This is a genomic window from Dermacoccus sp. CCH2-D9 (genome assembly GCF_001556795.1).
In the GTDB taxonomy this organism is placed as follows: domain Bacteria; phylum Actinomycetota; class Actinomycetes; order Actinomycetales; family Dermatophilaceae; genus Dermacoccus; species Dermacoccus nishinomiyaensis.
The window spans coordinates 19338-30322 of sequence record NZ_LSJT01000045.1 but is presented as its reverse complement, the minus strand read 5'-3'; the positions used below and the strand labels follow the sequence as shown (position 1 = coordinate 30322).

Below are 10985 nucleotides of genomic sequence, written 5' to 3'. Positions count from 1 at the left end.
GTTCGCCGCGTTCGCCTCGCAGGACAACGCGCTCATCAAGACGATCGGTGTGTCGCTCGCGACGGCCGTCTTCCTCGACGCGTTCCTCGTGCGCATGATCCTCATCCCGGCCGTCATGCTCATGCTGGGCAAGCACGCCTGGTGGATCCCGAAGTGGCTCGACAAGATCATGCCCAACGTCGACGTCGAAGGTGAAAGCCTCAGCCAGCACGGCGCGCGCCCCGGCTCGCCCGAGCACGCTGCGGAGCGCGCAGCCGCCGGCACGACCGATGGGGTCGCCGCTGCGTCTGCCGGCTCGGCCGCCTCGTCCGACGCTGCGGGGACGGAGACGACGGACGCGGCCGCCTCGGAGCACGCGGCCACGACGCCCGGTCTGCACGGCGCGACGCCGGCGAGCATCGTCGAGGAACTCTTCGCCGGTGAGAGCCACTCGACGCCGAAGCACCTCGCCCGCGACGACGAGGACCGCCCGCGTACGAGCTGAGCGTCAGAGACCCGGCCGGCTGAGCGCTGACCGACGAAGCGGGCTCCGCGACCATCTGGTCTCGGAGCCCGCTTCGTCGTGTCAGGAGCTTTCGTCCGTGAGGTGCCTGGTCCGTCAGGGGTTTCGCCCGTCAGCGGTTCAGACGCGCGGCAGGTCGACGCCCGTCGTCGCAGCCGCGAGGGCCCACACGGATGCGGCGAGGGTCGGGCCCTTGGCGCTGCGGTACACCGGCACCTCGGCGGCCTCTCCGGTCATGCCGGTGCGGCTCTTCGGGCCGTAGAACGCGCCGTTCCGGGCCGCCGGGTCGGTGGCGGCCATGAGTTCGGGGCCGGCGCCCTGGACGGCGTCCATGCTCGGCAGCACGTCGGGGTCCACGATGCGCATCATCATCGTCGTGCGTCCGGAACCGAGCGCGGCGCCGGCGCTCTGCAGGTTGGTCTTCGTGTAGCCGGGGTGCGCGATGGTGGAAAGGAGCCTCCAGCCGCGCTCCTGCGGCGAGATGCAGGCCCATGAGCAGGTCGGCGAGCTTCGACTGGCCGTACGCGCGCCACGAGGAGTACTTCTTCTCCCACTCGAGGTCGGCGAAGTCGATCGACGCCGCCTGCGCGGCGATGCTCGACATCGTCGTGACACGCGGCGCGCGCCCCTCCAGCAGCGTCGGCAGGAGCAGGTTCGTCAGGACGAACGGGCCGAGGAAGTGGCTGCCCCACTGCAGTTCGTGGCCGTCCTTCGTCAGCATGCGCTCCGGGGGCGTCATGACGCCGGCGTTGTTGACGAGGACGTCGAGCCCCTTGCCGTCGCCGCGGATCTCGACGGCGAGGGCGTGGGCCGAAACGTCGAGGCGGCGCTTCGTCGCGTGGTGCAACCCCACCCGCTCGGGTGGGTATGCCCACGGCCGCCCGGGATGCGGGAGGCGCGGCGGGCCCGCGCGCCCTGCTCCTGACGGGGCAAGGCATTCAACACCTACTCGCCGGTTCAGGACCGGCGCCCAATTCTCGGTTAATGGTCGTTAACCTAGGCCGCATGACTATCACCGACGCACCGCTCACGCAGGCTCCCACGTCCGACGAGGACGTTCTGGCGCGCGCTCGCCGCATCGTGCTCGAGGAGGGCAAGCCGCTCGGCTACGACGACCTCGTCGAGGTGCTGCGCACAGGTGACGATCGCCTCGAGGAGCTGCTGCAGCTCGCCCATGAGGTGCGCCTGAAGTACAACGGCGACGAGGTCGAGGTCGAGGGCATCGTCTCCCTCAAGACGGGCGGCTGCCCCGAGGACTGCCACTTCTGCTCACAGTCGGGGCAGTTCACGTCGCCGGTGCGTTCGGTGTGGCTCAACATTCCGCAGCTCGTGCGCGCCGCGAAGCAGACGCGCGAGACGGGCGCGTCGGAGTTCTGCATCGTCGCCGCCGTGCGCGGGCCGGACGCGAAGCTCATGGAGCAGATGCGCGAGGGCGTCAAGGCGATCCACGACGAGGTCGACATCCAGGTCGCGGCGTCTCTCGGCATGTTGACGCAGGAGCAGGTCGACGACCTGCGCGACATGGGTGTGCACCGCTACAACCACAACCTCGAGGCCGCGAAGTCGTACTTCCCCGACGTCGTCACGACGCACACGTACGAGGAGCGCTGGGAGACGTGCACGATGGTCAAGGCCAGCGGCATGGAACTGTGCTGCGGTGGTCTCGTCGGCATGGGTGAGACGCTCGAGCAGCGCGCAGAACTCGCGTCGCAGCTCGCCGAGCTCGAGCCGCACGAGGTGCCGCTCAACTTCCTCAACCCGCGCCCCGGCACGCCGTTCGGCGACATCGAGCCGATGGAGTCGAACGACGCGCTGCGCACGATCGCCGCGTTCCGTCTCGCACTGCCGCGCACGATCCTGCGCTACGCGGGCGGCCGCGAGCTGACGCTCGGTGACCTCGGCACGCGTGACGGGCTCATGGGCGGCATCAACGCCGTCATCGTCGGCAACTACCTGACGACGCTCGGGCGCGACCCGAAGGAAGACCTGTCGTTGCTCGGCGAGCTCAACATGCCGATCAAGGCCCTCAACGCGACACTCTGACGCGCCCTGCACGAGAGATGACGACGATGAGTGACGCGACGCTGCCGGGCCGCGACCAGGGTGCGGTCGTGGGGGGCCCGGCTGTGCGTGGGCGGGGTTCGCAGGTCGCGGCGGCGGGCAACTCGGGTGATGCGCCCGCGTTCTGCACGCGGTGCGGCTTGGCGCCCGAGGCGGCCGACCACGCGACGTGCGCTCGGTGGCTCGCCTCGGAAGAGCCGCCGCGCTTCTGCGCGCAGTGCGCGCGGCGCATGAAGGTGCAGATCATCCCGACTGGATGGTCGGCCGAGTGCTCCCGTCACGGCGCGATCAGTGGCGGCGCCGGCGTCTGACCGCGCGCGGCCGGCAGACGCGACGTCGGGGGTGACCCGAGTCACATCTGAACGTATCCTGAGGGTTCAGGCATCGACAGGGGTCGAGGCCGATGTCGCGAGGGGGAACGATGCCCGAATTGACCTGTTCACACGTCAGCCGCCGGAATGCCCTCCTGGGCGGTGCGGGCGCCGCGGCCCTGGGCTGTGTCGCCACTTCGACGACGTCAGCACTGGCCGACACCACAGACCCCTCGTACCCGCGCTTCGGCGACAGCCGCTACCGCGTGCTGCACTACCAGATCGGTGACACGATCCTCACCGGCAGCTCGCCGCGGCTCTTCGGTTCGACGACGATGACGTGCGTCGCTGCGCGATCGATGACGAACCTCTTCGTCGACTTCCAGCACACACCGAACGTCGTGTCGATCAACGGCAAGGCCGTGCGATTCTCCAGGACGTCCAGCGTCGCCACGACGTACGGCGACCAGGGCGGGCATCGCCGATTCACCGTCAGCGGCTTCTCGCTGCCGGCGGGAGCGCGATTCACGCTCAAGGTCGGCTACAACGTCTCCGCCGACGCGAACCGCACCGCCTCGCTGTTGAGCGCCGGGGCGTACTTCGTCGTCGCCGGCGAGCCGATCGCCGCCACGCACTGGTTCCCGTGCAACGACCGGCTCGACGTGAAATCGACCTACGGCGTCAGCATCTCGACCCAGCGGGCCAACCGGGTCATGCTGGCGAGGCCGACCTCACAGACGTTCTACACCTCGGGCCGCACCGCGATGACGAACATTCGCTTCGCTGTCGCCGAACCCAGCGCCACCTACCAACTCGGCCTCGCCGTCGGGCCGTTCAGCGTCACCTCGGGTACGTGGTCGATCGGCGGGCGTGACGTTCCCTACGGCGTCGCGGCACAGCCGGGGCTCACGAAGTCGACCCTGCTCGATCACACCCCGCGGGCCTTGTCGTACTTCGCGGCGCGCTACGGCAGCTTCCCCTTCTCGCACGCGGGCGGGGTCTTGGTCAAAGACATTGGTGTGGGCGCTCAGGAGACCGTCGGCGGGCCGACCTACGACGCGTCCTGCAACACAGCCGCGTTCGTCACCCACGAGAATGCGCACATGTGGTTCGGCAACAGCGTGACCGCGGCGAGTTGGGCGGACGTCGTGTTGATCCAGGAGGGCCTGGCGCAGCTCCTGGAATGGGACTATGTGCAGATGTTGCGTGCCACGTCAGGCACCTCCGCCGCGATGTGGGCTCCCCTGCTGACGCCGCCCACGACCTGGCGCGTGCCGACCCACATGAAGGTGGCGAAGCTGACGTATCAGTACGCGGGTGGCCTCATGCGGGAGCTGCGCCGTGAGATGGACGGCTCGATCGAGCAGGCGCGCGCACCGCGCTTCACGGCATTCCTGCGCACGTTGGCCACGGGCCACGCCCACTCGAGCATCACCCGCGCCCAGTTCAAGGCCGAGGCGCAGAAGGCCGCGGGCAAGGATCTCAGCGGTTTCCTTCGTCGCTACGGCATCTGATCTGCGCTACTCGGGCCGCGCGGCATCCGTCGTCCCGACGGTGGGATCCACGACGGACGAAGACGCGGCGGCTCGTCGCGCCTTCGCCCAGCACACCCATGCGCCGAGGCACACCATGACGATGGCCACGAGGTGCACGATCACGGCGGCGATGTCGCTGAACGGCGCGACCAGGATGACGAGAACGGCGAGCACCCCCACGATGAGCGCGTAACGCATCATGAAGGGCGCGGCGGCGCGGTTGGCGTCGAGCAACGCCTCAGGGGTGCGTGCAACGCCGCGCGGGCGCAGCGCGAGCCTACCGCCGAAGGGCAGCGTGCCCGACGTGATCGAGCGTGCGAGCCACGCCGTCATTGCTGCGATGGCGGCGAGGACGCAGGCGCCGATCATGGCGGTCACCGCGAGATCCGTGATCATGGCCTCACAGTAGCGATAACGGCCGACAACCGCGGAAGGACGCGGTTGTCGGCGCTCGATCCTAGGGTGAGACGCATCACGCCGCCCGTGCTCGAGGCCGCCTTCCGGACTCGCGGGTAACCGGGCGTGGGATGAGAGGATGCGGCCATGACCACGGACGTCGACGCGCTGCTCACCCTCGACGCCGCCCACGTGTGGCACCCCTACGCGAGTGCCACGGCAGGAGTACCGCCCCACGTCGTCGAGTCCGCCTCCGGCGTGCGGCTGCGTCTCGTCGAGGCCGGCGGAACGCGCCGCGACGTCATCGACGCGATGAGCTCGTGGTGGTGCGCCGTGCACGGCTACGGCGTGCCGGAGCTCGATGCGGCTGCCACGGGGCAGCTACAGCGCATGTCGCACGTCATGTTCGGCGGTTTGACGCACGAACCCGCGATCCGGCTCGCCGAGCGCCTCGTCGCGATGGCGCCGCACCCACAGCCGGAACGTGCGGCGTTGCACCGAGTGTTCCTCGCCGATTCGGGCTCCGTCAGCGTCGAGGTGGCAATGAAGATGGCGCTGCAGTGCTTCGCCGCCGACAACCGGCCACGGCGTCGCATCCTCACCGTCCGCGGCGGCTACCACGGCGACACGTTGCACCCGATGAGCGTCTGCGACCCCGACGGCGGTATGCACACGCTCTGGCGCGGCACACTGCCGGAGCAGATCTTCGCTCCGCTGCCGCCCGCACCCGCGGACCCGTCGTCCGGCCTCGTCGCTGACGCGGGCGAGATGGCCGCGTGGAAGGACGAGACCGCGCGCTTGTTCGCCGAGCACGCCGACGACATCGCCGCCGTCATCCTCGAACCCCTGCTGCAGGGCGCCGGCGGCATGCGGATCCATGACCCGGAGTGCGTGCGATTCCTCGCCGAACTCGCCCGTGAGCACGGGGCGCTCGTCATCTTCGACGAGATCGCCACCGGTTTCGGACGCACCGGCACCCTCTGGGCGGCCGAACGCGTCGGCGTCACACCCGACATCATGTGCGTCGGCAAGGCGTTGACCGGTGGGTACCTGACCCTCGCCGCAACGCTGTGCAGCGACGAGGTGGCCCAGCGCATCAGCGATCGCACGGGCGCTGTCATGCACGGCCCGACATTCATGGGTAACCCCCTCGCGTGCACCGTCGCGCTTGCGAGCCTCGACCTGCTCGACGCCGAACGCCTCACGCGCGCAGCACAGTTCGAGGGCGCCCTCGAGGCCGGGCTCGGGCCGCTGCGCAGCATCGCGGGTGTGAAAGACGTCCGCGTCCTCGGTGCGGTCGGCGTCGTCGAGTTGGAGGGCGACGTCGACATGACGCGCGCTACTGAGGCGGCACTGGCCGAAGGCGTCTGGATCCGCCCGTTCCGTGGGCTCATCTACACGATGCCGCCGTACGTGTGCACCGACGATGATCTCGCGACGATCATGCGCGGCGTCACGGCCGCAGTGCGGGCGAGCGTCGACGCCGGCTGCCGAGCTAGCGAGGAGTCGCGATGAGCAGGCCTGACGGAATGGAGCCCGAAGCCTCGACGGACGGCACAGCCGTGCCACGCGGGGGCCTTGACGCGGGCGCCTCAGCCCCAGCGGATGCGACCGTCCGCGGCGGTCAGGTCGATCAATACGCCGTCTTCCTGCGCGACGCCGCACAGCGCCGCGAAGAGCTGGGCCTCACCCGCACGGCCGTCGACGACCAGCTCGACGACGTCCGCATCGACCTCGCCGGCAACGACTACCTCGCGCTGCGGCGACACCCTGACGTCATCGCCGCAGCCGTCGCCGCGCTCCAGGACGACGGTGCGGGCGCCGGTGCGAGCCGCCTCGTGACGGGCACGCATGCCTCGCACGTCACACTCGAACGCGAACTCGCCGCGCACCTGGGGCATGAGGCCGCACTCGTGTTCTCCACGGGCTACCACGCCAATCTCTCCCTCATGACGGCCCTCGGCACGGCTGACACGGTCATCATCAGCGACGCGCACAACCACGCGAGCCTCATCGACGGGATGCGGCTCGCGAAGGCGCGCGTCGCCGTCACTCCGCACCTCGACGTGGCCGCGGTCCGCGACGAGCTCGTCGAACGCACCGAGCCGCGCGCCGTCATCGTCGTCGAGTCGATCTTCTCGGTGCTCGGGGATGCTGCCCCGCTGCGCGAACTGCTCGACCTCGCGATCGAGCACGATGCGCTCCTGGTCGTCGACGAGGCACACGGCCTCGGAGTCATCGGCGAGCGGGGCGAAGGCCTTGTGCGGGCGCTCGGTCTGCTCGATCGCCCGGGCCGCGAGCGCATCATCACGACTGTGACGTTGTCGAAATCCCTCGCCGCCCAGGGCGGCGCGGTCCTCGGCTCGGCCGCGCTGCGCGAGCATCTCGTCAACACGGCACGCCCGTTCATCTTCGACACCGGCCTGGCTCCCGCGTCAGCCGGAGCCGCGCTGGGTGCTCTGCGCCAGCTCGTCGCGCGACCCGAACTCGCCGCACGCACCCGAGAGGTCGCAGCACGACTGGCCGACATCGTCGGCGTCGAGGCGCCTGCGGGCGCCGTCCTCAGCGTTCCCATGCCGTCACCGCGCAGTGCCGTGTCCGCCGTCGACGCTGCCCGACGAGAGGGCCTGCGCATCGGCTGCTTCCGCCCACCGAGCACACCCGACGGCATCTCGCGCCTACGCCTGACGGCCAACGCCGGTATCACTGACGACGACCTCGCAGACGTCGAACGCATCATGCACGGCGTGCTTCGCGAGACGTCGCACGAACGAGCCGGCAGCTCGGAGTCGCCGCGACCTGCTGCCGGCCCGCCCGCTTCCCCACCTCTCGAGGAGATCGCATGACCGCGCCCATCCTGCTCGTCACCGGCACCGACACCGAGGTCGGCAAGACGGTGACGACGGCCGCCATCGCCGCGGCTCTCATCGCTCAGGGCATGCACGTGGCCGTCGTCAAACCCACGCAGACGGGTCTCGCGCCGGGCGAGGCCGGCGACGTCGACGAGGTGGCGCGTCTTGTCGGTGATCTGGGTGGCGACGACGCGGCCACGGGCTCGCTCACGACGCACGAGTTCGTCCGGCTGCCCGACCCGCTCGCCCCCGATTCCGCAGCTCGGCTGGCCCAGGTGACGCTGCCGACGGTCGCCGAGCACGCTCGTCGCGTCCTCGAGATCGCCGAGAGGGACGACGTCGACACCGTCATCGTCGAAGGTGCCGGGGGGCTGCTCGTGCACCTCGACGGCGAGGGCAACACCCTGGCCGACCTTGGAATCGCGTTGCGCGACGCCGGCGCTCGCGCCGGTTTCGTCCTCGTCGTCGCCTCGCGCCTGGGCACCCTCAACGTCACGGCGCTGACCGCCGAGGCCCTCGCTCGCCGCGAGCTCGACCTCATCGGGTACGTCGTCGGCAGCTACCCGAGCGAGCCCGATCTCGCCGAGCGCACCAACATCGACGACCTGCCCACCGCGGCCGGCGCCCAGCCCCTCGGCCGCATCCCGACCGGCGCGGCTAGCCTGGAGCCTGCCGAATTCCGCACGCACGCAACAGAATGGGTGCATCTGTGATGTTCCGAACCGACGGCCGTCTCGCTGACGGCCGCACGATCCGCTGGTACGACCGCACCGCGGGCCGTGAGCCGAGCCCCGACACCCGCGACCTGCCGACGACGACCCCGATGTCGCAGATCCGTCGCGATCCCCTGACCGGCGAACGGATCGTGCTCGCCGCGCACCGGCAGAACCGCACGTTCATGCCGCCCGCCGACGAGTGCCCCCTGTGCCCCAGTCGCGACGGATACGCGAGCGAGGTGCCGTCCGACTCGTACGAGGTCGCCGTGTTCGACAACCGCTTCCCGGCACTGTCGGACGCGGTCGTCGACGTCCCGACCGAGGACGACCCGCTGTTCGCCTCGGCTCCCGCGCACGGCGCGTGCGAGGTGGTGTGCTTCAGCGAACGACACGACGCGTCGTTCAAGGATCTCGGCCTCGAGCAGGCGCGCCTCGTCGTCGACGCGTGGGCCGACCGCACGCGCGAACTGTCCGCGCGCGACAGCGTCGAGTACGTCTATCCGTTCGAGAACCGCGGCGTCGAGATCGGGGTGACGCTGCCACACCCGCACGGGCAGATCTACGCGTTCGGGTTCGTGCCGCCACGCGCGGCGACGGAGTTGGCGCGCGCCCGCGCCCACCATGACGCGACGGGGCGCAACCTGTTCGGCGACGTCATCGCCCGCGAACTCGCCGACGGCGCCCGCATCGTCGCCGAGAACGACACCTGGGTGGCGTTCGTGCCGTTCGCGGCGCGCTGGCCCGTCGAGGTGCACCTGTATCCGCGGACGCAGGTGGCCGACCTTGCGGCCCTCGACGACGCCCAGCGCGACGGGCTCGCGGCGCTGTACCGCGACGTCCTCACCCGCTTCGATGCCCTCTACGACGCGCCGCTGCCGTACATCTCGGCGTGGCAGCAGGCGCCGGCCAGGGCCGATCACCCGGACCGCGAGCTCGCGTGGCTGCATGTCGAGCTGTTCTCTATTCGTCGCAGCGCCGACAAGCTGAAGTACCTCGCCGGCACCGAGTCGGGGCAGGGTGCGTTCAGCAACGACGTCTCCCCCGAAGCTGTCGCACAGCGCCTGCGTGAGGTGGGAGACGCGTTCGACGCCGGCTCAGGCCGCGAAGTGGGTGAGTCGTCATGACGACGCCGACCTCGACGCAGCGTCGCCTGCTCGACGACGCGAGCTCCCTGTTCGATCGCGAGTTCGGCTCGGACGCAGGCGAACCCGACGGTGCGTGGTGGGCGCCGGGCCGCGTCAACATCATCGGTGAGCACACCGATTACAACGGTGGTTACGTCCTACCCATCGCCCTGCCGACGGGTACGGTTGCCGTCGCACGTCGGCGCGACGACGATCTCGTGCGCCTCGCCTCTGAAGGCAAGCGTGTCGAGGTGCGTCTCGGCGAGGTGTCGCGGGAGGCGGGCCTCGGATGGGCATCCTACGCCGCCGGCGTGGGATGGGCCGCCCGTCGCGACGGCCTCGACGTGCCGGGGCTCGACATCGCGTTCGCGGCCGACGTACCGCGCGGCGCCGGGTTGTCGTCGTCGGCGTCCTTGAGTTGTGCGACGGCGTCGGCGTGGAACGACCTCGCCGGCTGGGGGCTCGACGGGTCGGGCATCGCCAGGCTCGGGCGCCTCGCCGAGAACGAGATCGCGGGAGCACCGACCGGAACGATGGATCAGCTCGCGTCCGTGCTCTGCGAACCGGGGCACGCGCTGCGACTCGACACGCTGACGAACGAGACGATGCAGGTGCCGTTCGACCTCGACGACGCGGGCCTCGCGCTGCTCGTCGTCAACTCGCACGCGCCGCACGAGCTCGTCGACGGTGCGTACGGCGAGCGCCGCCGCGCGTGTGAGGAGGCCGCCGACGCCCTGGGCATCGCCCGCGGGCTACTGTGCGCCGAGATCGACGGACGCGACGTCGACGCCGTCGATGCGCGCCTCGCCGGGCTGCCCGACATGCCGCGCCGCCGCGCGCGCCACGTCATCACCGACTCCGCGCGGGTCCTCGCCGTCGACGCTCTCCTGACCGGTGGCGTGACGCGGGACAAAGCGCCTGACGTCGGGGCGCTGCTCACGGCGTCACACGTCAGCATGCGCGACGACTTCGAGATCACCGTCCCGGCCGTCGACACGCTCGCCGCCGCACTCGTCGCCGGTGGCGCGTACGGCGCACGCATGACGGGCGGGGGTTTCGGCGGGTGCGTCATCGCGCTCGTCGACGTCGAAGGCGTCGATGATGCCGTCGCGGCTGCTCGACGCGCGGCGCACGACGGCGGCTTCCCCGAGCCGGAGCCCTTCGTCGCGCTTGCGAGCGCGGGGGCGCATCGGCTCGTCTGAGCGACCTGGTCGCAGTGACTCGACGATCGGCGGTCCAGGCTGATCGACGGGTGCCACAGGTGCTACCCGTCGCGCCCGTCGCGAACGCAGTTCTCCACGCTCGGCGCACACCGAACGGCGGGGGCCAGCCTCGCGGCGTCGACCGGCGGTGTGCTGCGCGATGGTGTCGAGCCCGTCGACCGAATCCTGAGGTATCTCGGGGCCGGCGTAGGCGAGGCCTGTCGGCGCCTCATGCGCGAGGCGCCGACGCACCGCGGACAAGATGCGATTCCCGGCAGGCCCGGAA

General features: G+C 70.5%; 10 protein-coding genes and 1 pseudogene. 9 read left to right on the top strand and 2 right to left on the bottom strand.

The features are described 5' to 3' along the window. Positions 1–484 (top strand): annotated as a pseudogene (locus AX669_RS13565) (MMPL family transporter); the annotation flags it as partial. Between the two features lie 138 nt (positions 485–622). On the opposite strand, the gene AX669_RS13835 reads toward AX669_RS13565, so the two are convergent. Further along, complete coding sequence (locus tag AX669_RS13835) at positions 623–868, bottom strand: hypothetical protein (RefSeq protein WP_171969817.1); 246 nt, start codon at positions 866–868, stop codon at positions 623–625. A gap of 639 nt (positions 869–1507) precedes the next feature. On the opposite strand from AX669_RS13835, the gene bioB reads away from it, so the two are divergent. The 3 genes from bioB to AX669_RS03965 all read left to right on the top strand — a co-directional run bounded on the left by bioB (position 1508) and on the right by AX669_RS03965 (position 4388). Further along, complete coding sequence (gene bioB / locus AX669_RS03975; RefSeq protein WP_006947112.1) at positions 1508–2545, top strand: biotin synthase BioB; 1038 nt, start codon at positions 1508–1510, stop codon at positions 2543–2545. Between the two features lie 26 nt (positions 2546–2571). Then, the gene (locus tag AX669_RS03970; protein WP_131940385.1) at positions 2572–2874 is read left to right on the top strand and encodes a hypothetical protein; all 303 of its coding nucleotides are present in this window, start codon (positions 2572–2574) and stop codon (positions 2872–2874) included. Positions 2875–2984: 110 nt separating this feature from the next. Further along, complete coding sequence (locus tag AX669_RS03965; RefSeq protein WP_062256762.1) at positions 2985–4388, top strand: M1 family aminopeptidase; 1404 nt, start codon at positions 2985–2987, stop codon at positions 4386–4388. 6 nt (positions 4389–4394) lie between these two features. Here the strand turns inward: AX669_RS03965 and AX669_RS03960 are convergent, their stop codons facing one another. After that, positions 4395–4805, bottom strand: a complete 411-nt coding sequence (locus tag AX669_RS03960) for a hypothetical protein (RefSeq protein WP_006946976.1) — start codon at positions 4803–4805, stop codon at positions 4395–4397. 147 nt (positions 4806–4952) lie between these two features. Here AX669_RS03960 and AX669_RS03955 point away from each other — a divergent pair, with 147 nt between their 5' ends. From AX669_RS03955 to galK, 5 genes are read left to right on the top strand one after another with little or no spacing between them, the layout of a single operon-like run. Beyond that, complete coding sequence (locus tag AX669_RS03955) at positions 4953–6320, top strand: adenosylmethionine--8-amino-7-oxononanoate transaminase (RefSeq protein WP_062256761.1); 1368 nt, start codon at positions 4953–4955, stop codon at positions 6318–6320. Beyond that, the gene (locus AX669_RS03950) at positions 6317–7651 is read left to right on the top strand and encodes an 8-amino-7-oxononanoate synthase (RefSeq protein WP_231729398.1); all 1335 of its coding nucleotides are present in this window, start codon (positions 6317–6319) and stop codon (positions 7649–7651) included. Before AX669_RS03955 ends, AX669_RS03950 begins: the two co-directional genes overlap by 4 nt. Then, complete coding sequence (bioD, locus tag AX669_RS03945) at positions 7648–8370, top strand: dethiobiotin synthase (RefSeq protein ID WP_038566593.1); 723 nt, start codon at positions 7648–7650, stop codon at positions 8368–8370. The genes AX669_RS03950 and bioD overlap by 4 nt, the downstream gene beginning before the upstream one ends. Then, positions 8370–9497, top strand: a complete 1128-nt coding sequence (galT, locus tag AX669_RS03940; RefSeq protein WP_062256771.1) for a galactose-1-phosphate uridylyltransferase — start codon at positions 8370–8372, stop codon at positions 9495–9497. Before bioD ends, galT begins: the two co-directional genes overlap by 1 nt. Then, positions 9494–10699, top strand: coding sequence for a galactokinase (galK, locus tag AX669_RS03935; protein WP_062256759.1), 1206 nt, complete (start codon positions 9494–9496; stop codon positions 10697–10699). The genes galT and galK overlap by 4 nt, the downstream gene beginning before the upstream one ends. Positions 10700–10985 lie beyond the last annotated feature (286 nt).

Coding starts and splice junctions, on each gene's coding strand:
- AX669_RS03965 (WP_062256762.1), top strand. CDS start 2,985: ATGCCCGAATTGACCTGTTCACACGTCAGCCGCCGGAATGCCCTCCTG.
- AX669_RS03955 (WP_062256761.1), top strand. CDS start 4,953: ATGACCACGGACGTCGACGCGCTGCTCACCCTCGACGCCGCCCACGTG.
- AX669_RS03950 (WP_231729398.1), top strand. CDS start 6,317: ATGAGCAGGCCTGACGGAATGGAGCCCGAAGCCTCGACGGACGGCACA.
- galT (WP_062256771.1), top strand. CDS start 8,370: ATGTTCCGAACCGACGGCCGTCTCGCTGACGGCCGCACGATCCGCTGG.
- galK (WP_062256759.1), top strand. CDS start 9,494: ATGACGACGCCGACCTCGACGCAGCGTCGCCTGCTCGACGACGCGAGC.
- bioB (WP_006947112.1), top strand. CDS start 1,508: ATGACTATCACCGACGCACCGCTCACGCAGGCTCCCACGTCCGACGAG.
- AX669_RS03970 (WP_131940385.1), top strand. CDS start 2,572: ATGAGTGACGCGACGCTGCCGGGCCGCGACCAGGGTGCGGTCGTGGGG.
- AX669_RS13835 (WP_171969817.1), bottom strand. CDS start 868: ATGCGCATCGTGGACCCCGACGTGCTGCCGAGCATGGACGCCGTCCAG.
- AX669_RS03960 (WP_006946976.1), bottom strand. CDS start 4,805: ATGATCACGGATCTCGCGGTGACCGCCATGATCGGCGCCTGCGTCCTC.
- bioD (WP_038566593.1), top strand. CDS start 7,648: ATGACCGCGCCCATCCTGCTCGTCACCGGCACCGACACCGAGGTCGGC.